The organism is Kitasatospora sp. NPDC051164, assembly GCF_044455625.1.
GTDB lineage: Bacteria > Actinomycetota > Actinomycetes > Streptomycetales > Streptomycetaceae > Kitasatospora.
Genome location: NZ_JBITFB010000026.1, coordinates 82,677 through 99,933, shown reverse-complemented (window position 1 = coordinate 99,933; position 17,257 = coordinate 82,677). Strand labels below are relative to the sequence as shown.

24 protein-coding genes are annotated in these 17,257 nt (G+C 74.0%); all 24 read right to left on the bottom strand.

Annotated elements, in window-relative coordinates:
- Positions 1 to 40 precede the first annotated feature (40 nt).
- Positions 41 to 895 (bottom strand): ASCH domain-containing protein, encoded by an 855-nt coding sequence (locus tag ACIBEC_RS33395; protein ID WP_360500988.1) that lies wholly within the window; start codon positions 893 to 895, stop codon positions 41 to 43.
- 14 nt (positions 896 to 909) lie between these two features.
- A complete protein-coding gene (locus tag ACIBEC_RS33390) occupies positions 910 to 1,098 on the bottom strand; it encodes a hypothetical protein (protein WP_360500986.1) in 189 nt (62 codons plus the stop codon).
- 10 nt (positions 1,099 to 1,108) lie between these two features.
- The gene (locus ACIBEC_RS33385) at positions 1,109 to 1,927 is read right to left on the bottom strand and encodes a hypothetical protein (RefSeq protein ID WP_360500983.1); all 819 of its coding nucleotides are present in this window, start codon (positions 1,925 to 1,927) and stop codon (positions 1,109 to 1,111) included.
- A 99-nt stretch (positions 1,928 to 2,026) separates the two neighbouring features.
- Complete coding sequence (locus ACIBEC_RS33380) at positions 2,027 to 3,040, bottom strand: hypothetical protein (RefSeq protein ID WP_360500980.1); 1,014 nt, start codon at positions 3,038 to 3,040, stop codon at positions 2,027 to 2,029.
- A 25-nt stretch (positions 3,041 to 3,065) separates the two neighbouring features.
- A complete protein-coding gene (locus tag ACIBEC_RS33375; RefSeq protein WP_360500977.1) occupies positions 3,066 to 3,320 on the bottom strand; it encodes a hypothetical protein in 255 nt (84 codons plus the stop codon).
- A 163-nt stretch (positions 3,321 to 3,483) separates the two neighbouring features.
- A complete protein-coding gene (locus ACIBEC_RS33370) occupies positions 3,484 to 3,987 on the bottom strand; it encodes a hypothetical protein (RefSeq protein WP_360500975.1) in 504 nt (167 codons plus the stop codon).
- A gap of 123 nt (positions 3,988 to 4,110) precedes the next feature.
- On the bottom strand, positions 4,111 to 4,500 hold the full coding sequence (locus ACIBEC_RS33365; protein ID WP_360500972.1) for a hypothetical protein: 390 nt from the start codon (positions 4,498 to 4,500) through the stop codon (positions 4,111 to 4,113).
- Positions 4,501 to 4,568: 68 nt separating this feature from the next.
- Positions 4,569 to 5,159 carry a hypothetical protein gene (locus ACIBEC_RS33360; protein WP_360500970.1) on the bottom strand — a complete coding sequence of 197 codons (591 nt, stop codon included), beginning with the start codon at positions 5,157 to 5,159 and terminating at the stop codon, positions 4,569 to 4,571.
- 105 nt (positions 5,160 to 5,264) lie between these two features.
- Positions 5,265 to 5,663 (bottom strand): hypothetical protein, encoded by a 399-nt coding sequence (locus tag ACIBEC_RS33355; protein WP_360500967.1) that lies wholly within the window; start codon positions 5,661 to 5,663, stop codon positions 5,265 to 5,267.
- A 268-nt stretch (positions 5,664 to 5,931) separates the two neighbouring features.
- Positions 5,932 to 6,309: a hypothetical protein gene (locus ACIBEC_RS33350; RefSeq protein ID WP_360500964.1), complete on the bottom strand. Its 378-nt coding sequence runs from the start codon at positions 6,307 to 6,309 to the stop codon at positions 5,932 to 5,934.
- Positions 6,310 to 6,470: 161 nt separating this feature from the next.
- On the bottom strand, positions 6,471 to 6,974 hold the full coding sequence (locus ACIBEC_RS33345) for an AAA family ATPase (RefSeq protein ID WP_360500962.1): 504 nt from the start codon (positions 6,972 to 6,974) through the stop codon (positions 6,471 to 6,473).
- 43 nt (positions 6,975 to 7,017) lie between these two features.
- Positions 7,018 to 7,368: a hypothetical protein gene (locus ACIBEC_RS33340; RefSeq protein WP_360500959.1), complete on the bottom strand. Its 351-nt coding sequence runs from the start codon at positions 7,366 to 7,368 to the stop codon at positions 7,018 to 7,020.
- A 23-nt stretch (positions 7,369 to 7,391) separates the two neighbouring features.
- Complete coding sequence (locus ACIBEC_RS33335) at positions 7,392 to 7,796, bottom strand: hypothetical protein (RefSeq protein WP_360500957.1); 405 nt, start codon at positions 7,794 to 7,796, stop codon at positions 7,392 to 7,394.
- 130 nt (positions 7,797 to 7,926) lie between these two features.
- Positions 7,927 to 8,163 (bottom strand): hypothetical protein, encoded by a 237-nt coding sequence (locus tag ACIBEC_RS33330; protein WP_360500954.1) that lies wholly within the window; start codon positions 8,161 to 8,163, stop codon positions 7,927 to 7,929.
- A gap of 228 nt (positions 8,164 to 8,391) precedes the next feature.
- Complete coding sequence (locus ACIBEC_RS33325) at positions 8,392 to 11,001, bottom strand: hypothetical protein (RefSeq protein ID WP_360500951.1); 2,610 nt, start codon at positions 10,999 to 11,001, stop codon at positions 8,392 to 8,394.
- A 300-nt stretch (positions 11,002 to 11,301) separates the two neighbouring features.
- Positions 11,302 to 13,566: a hypothetical protein gene (locus tag ACIBEC_RS33320; RefSeq protein ID WP_360500949.1), complete on the bottom strand. Its 2,265-nt coding sequence runs from the start codon at positions 13,564 to 13,566 to the stop codon at positions 11,302 to 11,304.
- A 39-nt stretch (positions 13,567 to 13,605) separates the two neighbouring features.
- Positions 13,606 to 14,190, bottom strand: coding sequence for a hypothetical protein (locus ACIBEC_RS33315; RefSeq protein ID WP_360500947.1), 585 nt, complete (start codon positions 14,188 to 14,190; stop codon positions 13,606 to 13,608).
- Positions 14,191 to 14,192: 2 nt separating this feature from the next.
- A complete protein-coding gene (locus ACIBEC_RS33310; protein WP_360500944.1) occupies positions 14,193 to 14,999 on the bottom strand; it encodes a hypothetical protein in 807 nt (268 codons plus the stop codon).
- A complete protein-coding gene (locus ACIBEC_RS33305; protein ID WP_360500941.1) occupies positions 14,992 to 15,216 on the bottom strand; it encodes a hypothetical protein in 225 nt (74 codons plus the stop codon). Before ACIBEC_RS33305 ends, ACIBEC_RS33310 begins: the two co-directional genes overlap by 8 nt.
- A 75-nt stretch (positions 15,217 to 15,291) precedes the next feature.
- Entirely contained in the window at positions 15,292 to 15,510 is a 219-nt protein-coding gene (locus ACIBEC_RS33300) for a hypothetical protein (RefSeq protein ID WP_360500938.1), read from the bottom strand.
- 175 nt (positions 15,511 to 15,685) lie between these two features.
- Entirely contained in the window at positions 15,686 to 16,273 is a 588-nt protein-coding gene (locus ACIBEC_RS33295; protein ID WP_360500935.1) for a hypothetical protein, read from the bottom strand.
- A gap of 167 nt (positions 16,274 to 16,440) precedes the next feature.
- Positions 16,441 to 16,563, bottom strand: coding sequence for a hypothetical protein (locus ACIBEC_RS33290; protein ID WP_360500934.1), 123 nt, complete (start codon positions 16,561 to 16,563; stop codon positions 16,441 to 16,443).
- A gap of 2 nt (positions 16,564 to 16,565) precedes the next feature.
- Entirely contained in the window at positions 16,566 to 16,820 is a 255-nt protein-coding gene (locus ACIBEC_RS33285) for a hypothetical protein (protein WP_360500931.1), read from the bottom strand.
- Positions 16,820 to 17,095, bottom strand: coding sequence for a hypothetical protein (locus ACIBEC_RS33280; RefSeq protein WP_360500928.1), 276 nt, complete (start codon positions 17,093 to 17,095; stop codon positions 16,820 to 16,822). The genes ACIBEC_RS33285 and ACIBEC_RS33280 overlap by 1 nt, the downstream gene beginning before the upstream one ends.
- Between the last annotated feature and the right edge of the window lie 162 nt (positions 17,096 to 17,257).

Below are 17,257 nucleotides of genomic sequence, written 5' to 3'. Positions count from 1 at the left end.
AGGGGGTTTGCGATGTTTCCCGTTGCCCTTTTACGGTCGCTCAGCGAACGGAGCTGGTGGCGGCCTGGCGACGGTGGAGCAGCGTGTGCTGGCCGGGGTCGAGGCGCCAGAGGCCGAGTCGGCCGGCGGCGGGGATGGGATCGGCGAGTGTCTGGACGTCGGTGAGGGTCCAGTGCCACAGGCCGGGCAGACCCCAGGGTCGGCAGCATCCGGTGTCGCGGTGGCAGTCGGTGACGTGGGCAGTGCCGACCAGGGCGCCGGTCGTCAGGGCCGGGGTGCCGGGCCGGGCGAGGATGGCGCGGACGAGCGGGTCGGCCTGGGCGTCGCGTGCGAGGGCGCGGGCGGCGTGCAGGACGACCGGGCCGCGGTGCTTCGTCGGCCAGGAACGGTTCTCGGTTGTCTTATCCCCGGCGAGGATCGCGGCCAGCCAGGGCTGGCGGATGGTCAGGGCGGGAACGTCAGCGGCGGGCTGTGCCACCGGTGCGAGCGGCTCGCCGATACGGCGCAGGGCCTCGGGGAGGGCGGTGTTCCAGTCGCCGGTGAAGTGCAGGGCTCGGTCGTCGATGTATAGGGCCGCGCCCAGCTTCTTGTTCGTGACGAGCAGCTGGTCGCCCAACCAGTGGGACCGGTCGGGCTCGTCGTCGACGATCGCGGGGATTCCGTGGCGGATGAACCAGGCCGCCACGGCGGGGTGATAACGACGGTGACGAGCCGTGACGCAGAAAACGGACCTGCGCTCCATGAGCTCGCGGATGGCCTCGAGCGCCCCGGGGATCGGGTCGCCGTAGATACGCCCGTCCTGCCAGCCCTTGTTGTGCAGGACGGTCGTGAGGTCGAAGTCCACGCCCACGGCGTGGCTGGCGGGGGAATCGGGGGCGAGGGGGATGACGGTCACGCGGTGGGTTCTCCTCAGCGGTCGAGTCGGTTGGTGATCGGGATGCGCCGGTCGCCCGGGTCGGGGCGGTGGGCGGTGAGGCCGAGCAGGCCGCCCTGGGTCGGGGTGCGGCAGTCGGGGCAGGAGCTCCACCAGGCGGTGCCGGGCGACAGGTCGGCCGGGATGAGCGGGTGCGGGTGCGGGCCGGGTGCGGCGCGCGTCATCGAGGCCTCCTCAGTCGAGGCCAGCGCGCAACTGGTCGGCGCGTTCCTGGGCGAGGCGGGCGGCTTCGGGGTTGATGGCGGCGCCTCGGGCGGCGGCTTCGGTGAGGGTGCGGATGAGGGCCTGGCGGCTGGCCGGGTCCAGGGGCGGCAGGGGGCGGCCGTCGCGGCGGGCGGCCCATTGGGCGGCGAGGGGTTCGAGGTCGCGCAGGTCTGCCCGGCGTTGCGGGCCGCCGGCCTGATCGGCCAGGTCGTGGGGGGTGGTGTCGCGCAGGTCGACGGTGGTGGTGTCGCAGGCAGGCTCGGTCGGCAGGGGGATGTAGGCCGGCACAGGGCGGCGCGCGGCGAGGTTGCGCAGCAGGGCGGCGGCGCCCGGGGCGCCGGCGGGGTTGGCGTTCCACTCCCACGCGGTGATCGTCATGCCGGGCTGGGGCAGGTGCTGCGTGATGGTGGTCAGGACGTCGAAGCGCAGCTGCGGGTCGTCGGGGGTGAGGCGTTCGATCGTGTCGACGATGTCGCCTTCCAGCTGGCCGTGGGCGGGTCCGTAGAGGTGGGTGGTGATCCGGTGGGCGGCGGCGGTGAGGACGGCGGCGATCGCCGCGGGGTCTGCGGCGGAGGCCGGGGTGGAGCGGCGCAGGGTGGCGGCGCAGGTGAGGAGCTGGCGGTCGGTGGGGTGGTGGGGGTCGGCGCCGTGGTCGGCGAGGGCCTGGCGGGTGCGGCGGGTGAGGTCGTTCTGGAGGGTGGTGCTGCCGCGGGCGGCGAGGCAGGCCTCGGCGGCGATAGAGGTGTGCAGGGCGCGTTCGAGGAGTCCGGCGATGATGTGCGGGTGCATGGTCGGGGGTCCTTTCCGGTCCGTACGGGCTGAGTGGGTGCCGTGGATGATGCCGCTGGCCCCCGGCCGGAGCCGGGGGCCAGCGGGGGTGGGTGGTGGTCAGACCACAGCCGGGGCCGGGGCCTGGGGGGCGCGCTTGGCGTCGCGGGCGGTGAGGTAGGAGTCGACCCACGCCTGCGGCTGGTGGCCGAGGGTCTCGGCGTCGTCGAAGGCGAGCTCGGGGAAGTCGCCGGCCTCGAGTTCGCCGTTGATGTCGGCGAGCGCGAGTTCGGTGGTGCGCGGGTCGATCACCCGCAAGACCTGGAGCAGGCGGTGCGCGGTCCAGGCGTGCGCTCCGGCGCGGGCGTGGGCGGCGATCGCTGCGGGGTCCTGGCCGCCGACGACGTCGTACAGGTCCTGGGCGGAGATGAGGACCTGCTTGAGGAGGTCCTCGGTCATGGCCGGTGCGGCGTCGTTGTCGGCCGGCAGCGGCAGGTCGAGCTCGGTGCTGGCTGCGCCGGCGATCGAGGTGGCCCAGTCCGCGGTGAGCGCGGCCCGGCTGGGTGCGTCCTGGAGGATCGGGCGGACGGGCATCTGCAGGCCGATGAAGTCGGGCCCGGCCAGGATGTACGGCGCCTCGGGCGAGGCCTGGGTGATCTGCAGGTGGCGGCCGGCCTGTGCCCAGCGGGCCAGGTACTGGGTGTCCAGCATGGAGACGTCGACCCGCTCGCAGGGGTGGTCGAGGTGCTTGGCGAGCAGGGCCCGCCAGGGGGCGTGCGCGCCGTCGATGGTCGGCACGGCGATGCGCCCGATGGTGCTGCTCGCGGTGAGCAGGCCAGCCTCGAGGTTCAGGTCGACGGTGTCGCGGTGGGTGGGGTGGGCCTGGGCCCAGGCGTGCAGGTAGGTGATGTGCACGGCGCCGACGGTGGCGCTCCACTCGTCCTCACAGTCGCGCAGCCGGCGGCGGGCGACGGCGAGGGTGTGGCGGTCGGTGGCGACGGCGTGCAGGTGGGTGCCGTCGTTGGCGAAGTGGACGCCGGCCAGGATCGGCGTGCTGCCGGTCGGCTCGGCCATGTGCGGCATGACCTGGGTGAGGGCTTCGGCGAGCTGGTGTGCGGCGATGGTGGTGGTCATTCGGGCGGATCCTTCCGGGTTGGGTTCAGGTGGTGGGTGGCTGGGGGCGGCGGGCGATGGCGCGCATGCCGTCGATGCGGTGGGCCTGGCGGGACAGGCGCGCGGCGAGCGCGGCCAGGTGGTCGGCGTCCTCGGGCCGTACGCCGTAGATGAGGCGGGCGGCGTAGTGGCGGGCGGCGTCGGCGAGCTGGGAGGTGTCCAGGGCGTGGGCCTGGAACTCGCGGTCGATCTCCGGGTCCGGGTCGCGGGCCTGGATGCCGTGGCGGGCGGCTTCGTTCAAGGCGGCGGGCTCCTCAAGCGGTGCGGGTGCTGACGACGGATGAGCTGACACAGCGAAGACCGCCGTCGAGACCGGTCTCAGCGAGGGTCTTCGCTGTCCGCCATCCCGCTCCACAGCCAGGTGCCGGGGGCGGGATGGTGGACAGCCGGCGTTTCCCGGTGGTTCAGGCGATGGGACCGGGGCCGGGTGCCGGGCAGGGGGAGAACGCCTGCGGCTTGCGGGACCAGCGGACGTAGTCGACCGCGCTCGCGGGGTAGCCGAAGTTCATGAGACTGCCGGAGTCGTCGATGACGTCCCGGAGTCGGTCCAGGCGCTGCCAGGCCAGCCGCAGCTGGGTGACGAGCCAGGCACGGTCGTCCTCGGTGGGCTGCGGAGCGTCGTCGATGGTGTTCAGGCGCTCGACGTCCTGGATGGTGGTCGTCAGGAAGGCATCGACGCGCTGGGCTTCGGCGGCGGTGAACTCCTTGCCGATCTTCCGGGCCTCTTCGGCGCGCGGGTCGTCGTGGTAGGCGGCGGAGCTTCGCCGGTCGAGCGCAATGCGGGCCAGCTCCCAGTCGGTCATGTCGCCCAGGACGCTGTCCTGGAGGAAGGGCCGCCCCGGCTGGACGAACGGCTCGTAGACAGTGAGATTGGCGGTCTGGCTGGGCGGGGTGGTGTCGGTGGTCATGGAGGCCTCCGTCGTCGGGTGTCCGGCCGGGCGGCCGGCGCCGCGCACCACCGCACCCCGGTCCCTGGCCTGGGTGGCCGGGGTGGGGCGCGGTGGTGGGCAGCGTCAGCACCCGGCTGTGGATCAGCTGTGGAGCTCGACGGCGCTCTGGTCGGCGGCCGGCAGCGTGCGCGTAGCGGCGGTGGCGACGCGGAGCCGAAGGTCCTCGGCGGCCTGAACGGCGGCCATCAGGTCCTCGAAGAGCTGGTGCTGGTGCGTCTCGGCGGCCGACGCGAGGTTGCAGAGGTGGACGACGGTGTCGGCCGTCTCGTGGTGCAGGGCGGCCAAGCGGGGCTGGAACTCGATCGGCGAGGTCAACCTCAAGGCCTTGCACAGGTCCGCGGGCCAGTTCGTCCGGGCGGTGTCCAGGTCGGCTTCCAGGGCGGCGGCCAGGGCGTCCTGGTCGGTGTACGCGAGGCCGTAGCCCCGGCGGCGGCGCAGTCGGGCGGGGAGAAGGCGAAGCAGGCTGTTCACGGGTCCCTCCGAAGGGTGGTGCGGGTGCGGGGCGGTGGGTGTCGGCTCGGCCGGGCGGCCGAGCCGGGTCAGTTGAGCTCACGCACCGCTGGCGGGAAGGCCTCGGGCAGCGGCGGCAGGAACGGGCACTGGTCGGCGTGGTCGCTGACCTGCTGGCGCACGGCGTAGACGTACATCGCGGCGGCCTGTCCGAGGCCGTGGCGGCAGCCGGTGCAGTACCACCAGGCCTTGGTCTCGTCGTGGCAGTGGGTGCCGATCGGCCAGGGCTGGCCGCCGATCAGCTCGACCTGGGCGCCGCCCCGGGTGAGCTGGCGCATCCAAACGTGGCCGGGGCCGCCGCCGGTCGGCACGTCGCCGATGTGGACCTGGCCGTGGTCGAGGCGGATCCGACCGTGGTCGGCGGCCTGCTCCAGGAGGACCATCAGGCGGTCGTGGCTGCCGAGGACTTGGCCGCTGGGGACCATGCGCGTCATCGCGTACAGCTCGCCGACGCTCGTACGGCGCCGGCCGGACGCCTCCAGCTGGCCGAGCGCGGCCAGGAGGACCGTGTAGGCGTCGTCGCGGCGCAGCAGGTTGTCGAAGGGGTCGGGGGTGATGTCGGTGAGGAGCTTGGCGACGGTGTCGGCGGCGGCCAGGAGGCGGGTGTCGTTGATCTGCACGGTCGGGTGGGTGCCTTTCGAAGAGGGTGGGGGGCTGGTCGTGGCGCCACCCGCGGCCCGGTGGTCGGGCGGCGGGTGGCGGGGAGGGGCTGTCTGTCGGTTCGGTCAGTTGGCGGTTCGGGGGCCGGGCGGCAGGGCGCGGGGCGTGGTGGTGATGGTGGTGGCGAGGAGCTGGACGACGTTCTCGGACAGGCCGGAGAGCGTGGCGGGGATGAGCAGGTCGCGGGCGGCGGTGCGCTCGGCGAGCTGGACGACGGAGGCCAGGACGTGGCCGGTGTCCTCGCGGCGGCCGGCGACGACGGCGTAGGTGCCGACGAGCCGTTCGGTGTCGTTGACGGTGGTTCCGCCGACGCAGAAGCCGGGGACGGTGACGTCGATGCTGCCGGTGTCGTCGGTGAGGACGAGCTGGCGGGGGTTGCGGCCGGTCATCTCGGTGATGACGCCGTCCACGGTGACCAGGGCGAGGTCGGGGGCGGCGGTGAGTCGGGCCAGGTTGTCGGTCATGGGGGTGGTTCTCCCGTTCGGTCGGGTCTGCGGGGTCGGGGTGACCGGGCAGCCGCGCCGGTCCTGGTGGTGCCGGCCGCTGGGTGCGGTCGGGTCCGGGGCCGGCGGCGGCGGTCCGCTCGGTGCAGGGTCGGGCCGCGGCAGCGGGGGCGAGGCAACTGCTCGCGCTCCTGGCCGCCGGGCTCGGTCTTCGCTCAGCGGGCAGGGAAAGGGCCCCCTGCTCCGGGAGCAGCAGGAGGCCCGGGTGAAGAGGCGTCAGGCTGGGGCGTCAGGCCGATTCGACGATGCCGTCGGCGCGGCCGGCCTTGCCCGTCTTCCGCTTGTGCCACCAGGTCTTCGCGTCCCAGTCGGTGGCGTAGGTCAGGAGCAGGTAGGACGCCGTGGTGCCGATGGCGAGGATTGCCTGGGCCCATCCCCAGGCGGTGGCGTGGAGGCCTGCGCCGAAGGCGGTTCCTCCGCCGATGGCGCTGAGCAGCGTGGCGATGCCGCAGGCCGTCAGCAGGGAGAACTCGGAGTTGTCGATAAGGGTGTGGCTGACGCCGTGGCGGATGGTGTGGCGCAGGTGAAGGCTCAGCACGGTCAGCTGGATGGCCCACAGGGCCAGGAGGACGGCGGCGACGCCGGACAGGGTGACGAGGTTGTGCATGAGGTTCCCTTCGTGGGTGGTGCGGGTGATTTTCGGCAGCGGTGCGGGGCTCGGTCCGGGAGTTGGTGAGTTTCGACCGGTCCGGGTGACGGCCGGCCGCGGTGCTGACCCGGTGGTGGGGGCGAAGTGGGGCCGGGAGGGAGGTGCAGCAGGTCCGGTGGTCAGCGGGCTTGGGCCGGTTCGAGGTACGCGGGGGAGGTGGTGGTGATGCGGTCGACGAAGTGGAAGCCCTCGGCGAGCAGTTGGTCGGCGGTGGGCAGGTGGCGGTGCTGTTCGGCCAGGACGTGGTCCGGTACGACGCGGGTACGGCCCGTGTTCTGGCGCCTGCACTGGTCGAGGGGCAGGTCGAAGAGGACCGCGGCTGTGGGGCGCTGCCAGTAGCGGGCGCGGGCGAGCAGGTGGGCGCGCACGTGGGGCAGGAGTCCGGTGGAGTCGACGATCACGGTGAGTTTCCGGGAGAGGCGGGCGTCCAGGAGCAGGTCCTGGATCTGGGCGGCGACCGGGGTGGCGGACTGGTCGGCCTCCGAGTCGGTGGCCATGGCGCGGTAGGAGTCGAGGTTGAGCCGCCAGGTGGCGGGCCAGCGGCGCTGGGCGAAGGTGGACTTGCCGGCGCCGGACAGGCCGACCAGGACGACGACGGTCCCGGGGGCGTAGGTGAAGTTCACGGGGCTCCTCGTGGTGGCGGGTGTCGGCCGGGCGGCCGGGCGGTCAGGTGGCGGGGTGCGGCATCGCGCGGCAGTGCTGGGCGTGGTCCTGGGCCCAGGTGCGCAGCCGGCGCGGGATGCCGAAGAGTGCGAGGTCGGCGGCTTTGCGCTGGGTGCAGGTGTCGAGGTTGTCGGTGGGGCCGTAGGGGTCGGCGCAGCCGGTGGCGGTGCAGGAGGCTTGGAGGGTGATCTCGAAGGTGGGGTGGCCGTCCAGGGCGTCCCAGGGTCGGGTGCAGCTGCCGGTCTCGCAGCGGCCGCTGGTGGTGGTGTCGGTGGTGATGTCGACGGTGGCCTGGCCGGCGGTGAGGTAGCGGGCGAGGACGTCGTCGGGCCAGGTGGTTTGGGTGGTGGTCATCGTGAGGTCCCTTCGGTGGTCGGTTAGAACGGCGGTTCGTCGCTGTAGAAGCGGGCCGGGGTGGGGCGCCAGGGCAGGCGCCAGGCGGAGAAGCCGGTCATGCAGTCGCAGTGCTCCCAGCCGTCTTCGCGGTACCAGCCGCGGTGGTCCTGGCAGTCGGTGCAGCCGGGCTTGGGGTGGTGCTCGACGAACAGGTCGTACGGGCCGGTCATCACCTCCCAGCGGCCGATCCGCAGGCGGCGGGGCAGCCTGGCCAGACGGGTGCGCAGCCGCCGGGCGAGGGAGCGGCGGGCCGGCTTGGGCGGGGTGTGGGAGGCGGCGGCGCGCTCGCGCAGGACCGTGACGGACGCTTCGAGGGCGGGCGGCAGGGCGGGGTCGGAGCCGAGCAGGTTCATGGTGGCGGCGTAGACGAGGTCGGCCTGGGTCATGCGGGGTTCTTCTCACCAGGAGGGGCGGGTGTCGGCCGGGCGGCCGGTCCCTGTCCCCGGGTGCGTGCCGCCCGCGCGGCTGGGTGCCGGGCGGGCGGTGCGGGCCGGGGGCGAGGCCGGTCGCCCGGTGTCAGCTGACGAGGGCGAGGACCAGGACGGCGAGGAGCACGGGCACGGTCAGGGCGACGGAGCGGGGGATGTTGGTGCAGCGCTTGAGGCGGTCGATCTCGTCGCTGATGTCCTCGCATTCGGCGAGGAGCCGGCCGTGGGAGCGGGTTCCGGCGGGGACGTTGGCCAGGGTCTGGCTGCGCTCGTGGTGGGTCTGGCGCAGGGCGGCGATCCGGGCGTCACGGTCTATGGCGAACAAGGGCGGCGCTTCCTTTCGGGAACGGGTGGGTGGGTGGTTCGCGGTGCGGAAGGATGGGGGCGGGCCGGGGACGAGACCGGTCTGCCGGGCTTGGTGGCCCGAACCGGCTCCGGGATGGTTCGTTCGTTCCGGAGCCGTCCTGTGTGGTTCGCGGTTCGGGCGGTGAACCGGTTCGCGGTTCGCCGAACCTGGCTGGTCGGTTCGCCGAACCTGGTTCGTGGTTCGCGGTCAGGCACCGACGCGGTTCGCGAACTCCTTGCGGGCGTCCGCGAGGCGGTGGTGCGCGGTTGTCTTCTTCATGTCGAGGTTCGTCATGACGAAGTCGAGGTCGACCGTGTCGTAGCCGTGGGTCTCGATCAGTTCGAGAACCTGCCGGACCTGCTGTTCGGCGAGGAGCTGTGCGGCGCTGCGCCGGTTCGAACCGGTCCCGGCGGTGGGGCGTTGCGGCTGGTCGGAGGCGGTTCGCGGCTCGGGGTCCGCCGGGGCCGGTTCGCCGGTCGGCGCGGGGCGGTTCGCGGCTTCCAGTTCGCGGCGCGCCGTCGGTTCGCCGGTTCGCGCCGCGGGCAGGGCGTGGTTCGCCGAACCGCCGGGGCGGTTCGGGTGGTGGTTCGGCGAACCGGCGCGGGTGAGGCGAACCGCGAACTGCGGGATCGCGGCCGGGTTCGCCGAACCGGTCAGCGCGATGGCGAGGCTGGAGTTCGGGATGCGGGGCAGTGCGCGAACCGGCACCCAGTCGCCGACGCCGATCGCGGCGGCGACGAACCGGCGAACCGCGCCGAGACCGGTTCGGCGAACCAGTTCGCGGTGTTCGGCCGCGGCCGTCCAGGCGAGCTCGACCGTGGACAGCGACTCGTCGGTGATCGCCAGCGACCACGCGGTGAAGGAGTGCGCGGGGTAGCGCAGCCAGCGGATCGCGCCGATCCTCGGCCGCACCCGGGCAACCAGGCCCTCGTCGCGCAGCGCCTTGCGGTGGATCAGGCTGGCGTACAGCTCCCACAACACGATGCCGACGATCGACATGGCCGCGAAGCTCACGGCCTTCGGCGTGGTGTGCCAGTAGGTCACCTGGTCGACCCACCGGCCGGTCGCCGGGTCCAAGGCGCGGCCGACGACCTCGCCGGAGGCGTGCCAGAAGTTCATCAGCGCGGCGCCGGCGGCGAACGCCCAGGTGCTGACCCGGTAGAGCGTCCCGGCGTCGCCGCTCTTGCGGGCCTGGTGGTACATCCAGGCGGTGAACGTGGTGCTGAGCTCCCAGGCGGCGGCGAACAGGATGGTGAACGGCGCGACCCAGCCGAGGATGTCGTGGGCGAAGCCGGCCTGGCCGGTCCAGGCGACCGCCATCGGCGCGGTGATCGGCACGACGACCAGCAGCCGCTCGCTGTTGGCCCGCACGAAGGCCTTGAGGCGGCTGGTGACGCTCACGCGCCCGGCCTTCTCCGCGGCCCGGGCCTCGCGCTTGAGACGGCGCTTCTCCAGCTTGCGGGCGGTGCGGCCGGTGGCCTGCCGCAGCGCCTCGCGGGCCAGGGAGAGCTCCTGGAGTGCCAGTGCCTGCGCCTCCTCGGCCTCGACCTCGCGCTTCCGGGCGGCCTCCAGCGCCTTGGCGGCCTCGGCCTTGTCCATAGCCGCCTGCTTTTCCGCCTCCCGGCGGATCCGGCCGGCCTCCTGCTCGGCCTCGCCCCGAAGCCGCGCCGCCTCGGCGACGGCCTGGGCGCGCTGTTGCTGCGCCTCCTTCCCGACCTGGGCGCGCACCTGGTCGGCCTCTGTCGTCGCCCTCGCCCGCACCTCCCGGGCCGCGTCCGTGGCCTGGTCGACCTCGCGATCCGCGTCCTCACGCAGCCGGCGGACCTCGCCTCGCACCCGGTCGGCATCGGCCTGCGCGCTGCGGCGCAGGCCCTCGGCCTGCTGCCGGGCGTCGGCGAGCACGGTGTCGGCCTGTGAGGTGGCGTCCTCACGGACCTTGGCCGCGTGCCGCTCCGCCTGGGTGCGCAGCTCGGTGGCGTCGCGGTGCGCCTGGCTGCGAATCTGCTCGGCCTGCTCTTCGGCGGTGCGGGTGAGGGCGTCGGCCTTCTGCTCGGCGTCGGTGAGCAGCTGCTCGGCCTGAACGCCGCTGTGGCGGGCCTGTTCGGCTGCGGCGCTGCGTACCGCCTCGGCCTGCTCCTCGGCGGCCCGGGTGATGGCGGCTGCGGTCTGCTCGGTGTCGGCGAGCAGGATGGTGGTCTGCTGCTGGGCGTCGGCGAGGATCGTCTGGGCGCGCTGCTCGGCCTCGCCGGTCAGCGTGGAGGCCTTCTGTTCGGCGGCGGTGGTGATCCGGGCCGCCGTGTCGGTGGCGGCCTGGGTGATGGCGGCGGCGTTCTCATCGGCTTCGGCGAGCCGCCGTCCGGCCTCGCTGTCGGCCTCGGTGCGGGTGTTCGCCGCGTCCTCGAGGATCCGCTCAGCCTCCTGGCGGGCGTCGGAGCGGATCTCTTCGACGGCCCGGTTGGCACGCTCCGTGACCGTCTCGGCCTCGGCGGCGGCGTCCGCGCGCAGCTGCTGGGCCTCCGCCGCCCACTGCCCGGCGGTGGCCAGGTCGCGGCCGGCGGCCTCGGCGGCGCGCTCCAGGACGGCGAGCGCCTGGTCCTCGGCGAGGGCCAGGACGTCGGCGGCGCGGTCCTGAGCGTCGGCCAGGATCGGGTCGGCGGCCGGCCGGGCCGAGAAGGTCGCGGGAACCTCTGCCGGGGCATCCGGCCGGGTCTTCGCGGCGGCGTCCGGACGGGTCGAGGGCGCCTTCACGGGGGCCTTGGGCGCAGTCTTCTTGGCGGAGTTGCGGGTACGGCGGCTCGTGGTGCGGGCCGGGGTCATGGCGGGAGACTCCTGTCTCGCGTGGTGACGGTGTGTGGTGGCTGTGGCGGCCGGAGTGGGTCACGGCGCCGTGGGGATGGCGAGGGTGTGGAAACGGCCCCGTTCGGGGGTGTCGGGGCCGTTTCCGGGGGGTGTGCGGATCTGATCCGTGTGATCTGTTTTCGCAGGTCACGATCCGTTTGGTGATCCGTGGCCGATCCGTGGCCGATCTGTGGCGGCACGGATCGGCCACGGATCACGGCACGGATCAGCACGGATCGGCCACGGATCACGGCACGGATCAGCGGGGCCGCTGTGTGGCTACGCTGCGTTCTCGTCGGGGAGCGAAGTGAATGCCTTTTCGACGCTGCTGAGCCAGTAGCCGGACGGCGGGTTCTTCTTGTCGAGGTCGAACCGGCGGACCGTCGACAGGTCCTTGATGCCGGCCTCCTTGAGCTCCTTGCCGATCTTCTTGACGCCCTCCCGGCGGCGGTCGGCGGGCTCCTGGCCGTCCCACTTCCGCCACTCGTCGCCGATGGTGGCGAGGTGGTCCAGGACCTCGTCCGTGGTGAGGAACTCCGGGTCGCCGTGCTTCTCGAACGCGGCCCGGATCGCCATCAGCACCGGCGGCAGTTCCTCGCCGACGCTGTCGTCGGCGGGCTCCGGGGTGATGGTGACGGTGCCGGCGGCGAGGCGCTCCTGTGTACGGAGCGTGGCGGCCTGGGCGTCGAGGTGGGTGGCCTTGCGCAGGATCGGGTCGCGCAGGCCGGGGGCGACGATGTAGAAGCAGCCGGCGTCGGCGGGGTCCCAGTCGCCGGGACTGGGGATGAGGCGGTGCGGCATCCAGCCCTCGTTGACGGCGGTGTCCGAACCGACGACCAGGGGGACGTCGGCCTTGCGGGAGGGCAGCATGATCCGGATGCCGAAGGTGTCGGCGATGGCGTCGCCGACGACGTCGCTGGTGGCGTCCTGCGACAGCAGGACGACGGTGACGCGGGCCTTGCGGCCGATCCGGCTCAGCTTGATGACCTTCTGCTTCTGCTCCTTCGTCAGCTGCGGGTGCTCGTCGACGATGGCGAACACCGCCGGGTCGTCGTCGGTAACCTGCCAGTTGTCGACGTCGTCGCCCATCCGCTCGGTGCGGATCTCCGCCTCGCGGATCGCCCAGTCGAGAACGGCGTCGATCCGCTCCTCGTCGTAGGCGCGCATCGCGGCCAGGCGGCGCAGCGGGCCGAAGCCGCGGCCGGTGGGGTCGATGTCGAGGGCGATGGCGTCGGTGCAGCTGGTGATGTAGTCGACGACGTTGCGCACGATCTGGGACTTGCCGCCGCCGGAGACGGCGATGACCATGACGTTCTGCCCGGCCAGGGTGACCTGGGTGGGCGTGCCGTCCATGGACGGTCCGAGCGTGGCGGGCTTGAGGATGCTGTTGGAGCGCGGCGGGTAGTGCGGGTGCGGGGGCATGGGGTCGAACGGGTCGCCGGTGAGGACGCGCAGGACGACGGAGCCGGCGGCGGCCTTCTGCGGCTGGGCCATCACGCCGCCCTCGCGGACCCCGAGCAGGACCTCGAGGTCGGCAAGTTTGGCGACGAGGCCGGACGGCCGGCCCTTGGTGAGGTGGGCGACGGCCCGCCAGCCCCAGCGCTCCTGGGCGATGTCGGTGACAGTGCCGACGGCCAGGCCCTCGGCGAGCAGTGCGAGGTGGATGCACTCTCCGGCCTGCTGCACTCCCTGGGCCTGGCGGATCGGGTAGGGGTTGCCGGCGGGCGGCGCCGACGGCGCGGTGGGAGAGCCGGCCCCGCCCGGTGCGGCCGCCTGGTTCCCGGCGGCCTGCTGCCCGGCCGGGGCGATTACCTGGCCGCCGTCGGGCATCGTGTAGGCCAGGTCGGGCTCGGCCCGGCGGCCGGAGCGCCACCGGGGAAGAACGCTCTTTCCCCAGGCGGCCAGCACCACGGCGGCGCCGGTGGCCGCGCCCTCCACCGCGAGCGTGGGCAGGCCGCCGAGCAGGCCGGGCAGCCCGTAGGTGCCCAGCACGGTGAGCGCCAGGCGGATGCGGCGCCGGTGGGACATGCGCCGCCGGTGGTCGCCGATCTCCCCGGGGGTCACCGGCGCGTGCCCGGTGTAGGTGAGGGCCAGCACGGCGGCGGCCTTCTGCTCCCACTGGGCGGCGGCGGTGCGGGCGGCGAGCTCGGCGCGTTTGGCCGCGGTGTGGCCGGCCGGGGTGACGCCTTGGGCCTGGGCGGCGGCGCCCGAGGTGTCGGCGGCGGCCAGCTGCTGCGCGGCGCGTGCGGCCAGGGCGGTGTGCTCGGCGCCGCGCGCCGCCTCCCACACCTGGTGGCGGCCGTTGAGGATGTGCAGGGCGACGGCCTGGTCGCTCAGGTGGTCCTCGGTGACGAACAGCCAGGCCGCGCGTTCGCCGGCCAGGATCCGCAGGCCGGCGGGGACGTGGTCCAGTTGGCGGCGCCACCACGGGCCGGGCCCGGCCGGGCCCGGCTCGGCCGGGCGCGGGCCCGGGTCGTCGTCGTCCAGCAGCTCGCCCTCGAGGATCTCCTCCTCGTCCGGCTCCAGGCGCAGGTCGATACTCACGGGCGGGGTCCCCCTTCTCGGGTCCGGTCTCAGCGGGTCTCAGCGGGAGGAGGCGACGTGGTTCAGGGCGTCCAGGACGACCTGGCCGCCCTTGGAGAGGGCCTCGTTGGCGTAGTAGGTGACCAGCGGAATCGCGGCCAGGGCGGCGCCGTTGACGAAGCCGGCCCGCAGCTTCCACTTGTCCAGGCCCGAGGCCGTGCTGCCGGGCGTGCGCGGGCCCGCCGCGCCCTTGGCCGACTTGCGGGCACCGGCCAGCACGACGGCGACGACGAACAGCAGCAGCGCGCCGCCGCCGCCGACCGGCACCGGGTCGGCTCCGTGGAACTGGGCGGTGGAGGCGGCGCCGGTGCTGCCCCACAGCGACAGCTGGCCGCCCCACGCGCTGGCCTTGTAGCCGAGCCAGCCCAGGCCGCCGAGGATGCCGCCGGCGCACAGCCCGCACAGGGTGCCGAAGCCGGTGCCGATGGCGTAGGGGATCAGCTGGGCGTGGTCGGCCTCGCCGCTGCGCCCGAAGTTCCCGCCGCCCTTGCCGCCGATCTTCGGGAGCGGGATGCCGTAGGTGCGGGCGAGCTGCCAGCCGGTCAGGCCGAAAACGGCGGCGTAGGTGCCGAGGGTGACGTCCATGATCAGTGTCCTCCGGTGAATGCGGTGGTGAGCCAGGTGATGGCGTCGGTGAGAGCCGGCAGCGACAGGCAGCCGGACAGGATGGGGAACCACACCGCCGTACGGCGCAGCAGCGAGACCTCGGCCCGCTTGACGCCGGCGAGCGGCAGGGCGATGGCGACGAGTTCGATGGCGGCGGTGGTGGCGGTGTCGGTGTGGAAGGCGGCGCAGCCGTAGTAGGCGGCGCCGGCCAGGGCCAGGGAGCGCAGGGCGGGTTTGCCGCCCCACAGGATCGCGATGGCGGCGGCGGCGTCCGCGCCGTAGTTGCCGGTCAGGCCCGGCTGGTAGTGGTGCAGCAGCCAGGCCGGCCCGGCGGCCAGGGCCGCGGCGGTGGCGTTGGCGGCCAGTTGCAGCCAGGAGAAGTCCCAGAACGGCTCGGGGGGCGCGGGCGGGGCGACCACCGTCACCGGGACGGGCTGCGGGGCCACGACCTCCACGGGCACCACCGAGCCCGGGTCGGGGTAGCTGTACTGCGGCGGGATCGGCACGTGCGGAGGCGGGGCCTGGTAGTGGGCCGCCACCGCGGCCGCGGCGGCGGCCGCGTACTGCGCCCAGTCCGGCTCGGCGGCCGGCGAGGCGGGCGGAGCGGGCGGCGGGGGCGGAGTGTGGATCCGCTGTCCCCCGTACGGCGGCTGCCCGGCCCCTCCGGCGGGCGGCGCGTCGTCCTCGACGATCTCGGCGTCGATGATCTCCATACCGCCCGCGCTGCCCGGCCCGGCGGTGGCGGCGAACAGGTCGAACGTGCTCGTTCCCGTGGTGGTGTCAGACATCGCTGCCCGCCGCCCTGCGGATCCGCTCGGCCATGAACGCCGCCGGGTCCGTGTTCCGGGCGCTCCAGCGCCCGAGCGTGGCGTCGGTCTCCTCGGCCGAGGCCCGGGCCTCGGCCTTCTTGCGGTACTGCTTGAGGGACCAGAGCAACAGCGCCAGGACCGGGACGGCCGTGGTGCCGACGAAGAAGCAGAGGATCAACTGCTGGTGGTGGTGCATGGTGCTCCCCCCTTTTTTGGGAGTCGACGGGTGTGCCGGGCGCGGGCCGGTGGCCGGGCCTGGGCGGGAAACGGTTCAGCGGGACTGGGGGCCCTGGCCGGTCCCGGGCGCCGAGTCGGCGGCGGCGTCCTCGACGCCGGTCACCGTGTTCAGCTCGCCGCACTGGACGACCAGGCCGACGCCCCACACGGTGCCGTTGATGCTGTTGACGACGGGGCCCTGGCCGGTGCGGGTACCGCCGGTCTGGATGAGGGCGCCGGGGATGCGGCCGGCGCCGGGGTGGTTCGTGCCCATGGAGGTCTCCTGACGGATCGTGGTGGTCCGCAGCCGGACGGCATCCGGAAGTACGCGGCCGGAGCGGCCGTGCTGGGGTGGTGCGGTTCGCGCCGCCGGCGGCGGGACTGGACGGCAGGCTGGTGAGGCGTGGGCCCGGGGCGGGCGACGGGTGGAGCTGGCGGTGCCGGGGCGGCTAGTCGCGGACCGGCCGCGGCCCGGAGAGGGCCCGCGGGGTCTCGCTCCAGCGGCGACCGTTGCGGAACGGCGACCACGTCTTGACCTGCTCGCGCTCGTGGCGGCTCCAGGCGTCCAGCGGGTCGTCGCCGAAGGCGGCGAGCTCGGCGGCGGTGTACTCCTCCAGGGCGAGCTCACGGGCCCGATCGCGTCGGTCGGCGTTCGCGGTGACCCGGGCCCGGGCGGTGGTCGCGGCCTCGAGGGCGGCGTCGGCGGCGGCCTCGTTGGCGATCTCCGCCTCCAGTTCCGCGAAGTCGTCGCCGACCTCGGCCGGGAGGACCACCTCGATCGAGGCGTCGGTGCGCACGATCGCGTCCGCACTCTGGGCCAGCAGGCGGCGGGTCTCGCTGCCGTCGAGGTCGCTCTCCAGCCACATCCCCGGGTCGGTGCCGGTCAGCGCCGCGACCTCGGCGGCGAACCGCTGCGCCGAGCCGGCCCAGGTCTGCGGGGCGGTCGTGGCGGTGGCGCGGACGATGTGTCGGGCCAGCGCGGCGGCGCCGCTGGTCGGGACGGCGGCCGGGCGGCGGCTGGTCAGCGTGTGGGACATGCGGGTGCCTCCTGGATCGGGCGGGGCGGGAACGGGGTTGGTGGCGGGGCCCTGGCGGGGCCCGCCGCACCACTCCCGGCGCCCGTCCCGGCATGGGCATGCCAGGACGGTTCCGAGAGGCAGGCGGCGGGAGACCGTGCTGCGGAGAAAGGGATGAGAGAGGGCGGCTACTTGCCGGAGCCGGACCCGGAACCGCCGGCCTTCGCGGCGTCCCGGCGGGCCTGGTCCTCGCGCATCCGGCGCAGCGCCTCGTCGGCCTGGTTGGCGAGCTGAATGGTGACCGTCGCCATGGTCAGCTCCTCCAGAACGAGCGGTTGACGTGCTGCGGGTCGGGGCGCGGGCTGAGCTTGCGGGTGCCGTCCGGGTTGTACTCGGCGGCCGGGAGCGAGACCTGCGCCTCGCGGTGGTGGCGGCGGGCAGTCGCCTCGTCGTAGGTGTGCCAGCCGCCGGTCGACATCCCGCTGGTGCGGGTCGTCGTCCCGGAGGACCCGGAGCTGCTGGAGCCAGAGGACTCGGCGATGCCGAAGAAGGCGCGGAGGCGTCCCATCACCGGCCCCCCGCCTGCTGCTGGCGGAGCTGATCGGCCTGCTGGCGGGCCCGCTCGGCGGCCTCGGCCGCCTGGCGGATCGACTCCATCCGGCGCGCCAGCTCGGCGTCGCCCAGGTGCTGGCTGCTCACTGCCCCACCGCCTGACCGGCCTGCGGGCCCTGGGGCGTCGAGCTCGTCCAGCCAGGCCACGTACTCGGCCTGGTCGGCGGCCTCGTAGTCGCGGTGCATCTGCTCCAGCCCGGCCTGCCAGGCGTCGTACTCCTCGTTCGTCATCACTGGCGGTCCTCTCTCGTGTCGTGACTGCTGTTACTGCTGCTGGCCGCCGGCCTTCTCGGCCTGGGCCCGGGCGTGCATCTCGCGGGCCCGGCGCAGCAGTTCGTCCATCTGGCGCTGGGTCCAGGCCTGGTCCTCGGGGCTGCTCACCGGCCACCGCCA

What these genes read in the sequence shown, in the direction of transcription:
- ACIBEC_RS33390 (WP_360500986.1), bottom strand. Translation starts at nt 1,098, where the DNA reads ATGACGCGCGCCGCACCCGGCCCGCACCCGCACCCGCTCATCCCGGCC.
- ACIBEC_RS33385 (WP_360500983.1), bottom strand. Translation starts at nt 1,927, where the DNA reads ATGCACCCGCACATCATCGCCGGACTCCTCGAACGCGCCCTGCACACC.
- ACIBEC_RS33380 (WP_360500980.1), bottom strand. Translation starts at nt 3,040, where the DNA reads ATGACCACCACCATCGCCGCACACCAGCTCGCCGAAGCCCTCACCCAG.
- ACIBEC_RS33370 (WP_360500975.1), bottom strand. Translation starts at nt 3,987, where the DNA reads ATGACCACCGACACCACCCCGCCCAGCCAGACCGCCAATCTCACTGTC.
- ACIBEC_RS33355 (WP_360500967.1), bottom strand. Translation starts at nt 5,663, where the DNA reads ATGACCGACAACCTGGCCCGACTCACCGCCGCCCCCGACCTCGCCCTG.
- ACIBEC_RS33350 (WP_360500964.1), bottom strand. Translation starts at nt 6,309, where the DNA reads ATGCACAACCTCGTCACCCTGTCCGGCGTCGCCGCCGTCCTCCTGGCC.
- ACIBEC_RS33340 (WP_360500959.1), bottom strand. Translation starts at nt 7,368, where the DNA reads ATGACCACCACCCAAACCACCTGGCCCGACGACGTCCTCGCCCGCTAC.
- ACIBEC_RS33335 (WP_360500957.1), bottom strand. Translation starts at nt 7,796, where the DNA reads ATGACCCAGGCCGACCTCGTCTACGCCGCCACCATGAACCTGCTCGGC.
- ACIBEC_RS33325 (WP_360500951.1), bottom strand. Translation starts at nt 11,001, where the DNA reads ATGACCCCGGCCCGCACCACGAGCCGCCGTACCCGCAACTCCGCCAAG.
- ACIBEC_RS33315 (WP_360500947.1), bottom strand. Translation starts at nt 14,190, where the DNA reads ATGGACGTCACCCTCGGCACCTACGCCGCCGTTTTCGGCCTGACCGGC.
- ACIBEC_RS33310 (WP_360500944.1), bottom strand. Translation starts at nt 14,999, where the DNA reads ATGTCTGACACCACCACGGGAACGAGCACGTTCGACCTGTTCGCCGCC.
- ACIBEC_RS33305 (WP_360500941.1), bottom strand. Translation starts at nt 15,216, where the DNA reads ATGCACCACCACCAGCAGTTGATCCTCTGCTTCTTCGTCGGCACCACG.
- ACIBEC_RS33300 (WP_360500938.1), bottom strand. Translation starts at nt 15,510, where the DNA reads ATGGGCACGAACCACCCCGGCGCCGGCCGCATCCCCGGCGCCCTCATC.
- ACIBEC_RS33295 (WP_360500935.1), bottom strand. Translation starts at nt 16,273, where the DNA reads ATGTCCCACACGCTGACCAGCCGCCGCCCGGCCGCCGTCCCGACCAGC.
- ACIBEC_RS33290 (WP_360500934.1), bottom strand. Translation starts at nt 16,563, where the DNA reads ATGGCGACGGTCACCATTCAGCTCGCCAACCAGGCCGACGAGGCGCTG.
- ACIBEC_RS33285 (WP_360500931.1), bottom strand. Translation starts at nt 16,820, where the DNA reads ATGGGACGCCTCCGCGCCTTCTTCGGCATCGCCGAGTCCTCTGGCTCC.
- ACIBEC_RS33280 (WP_360500928.1), bottom strand. Translation starts at nt 17,095, where the DNA reads ATGACGAACGAGGAGTACGACGCCTGGCAGGCCGGGCTGGAGCAGATG.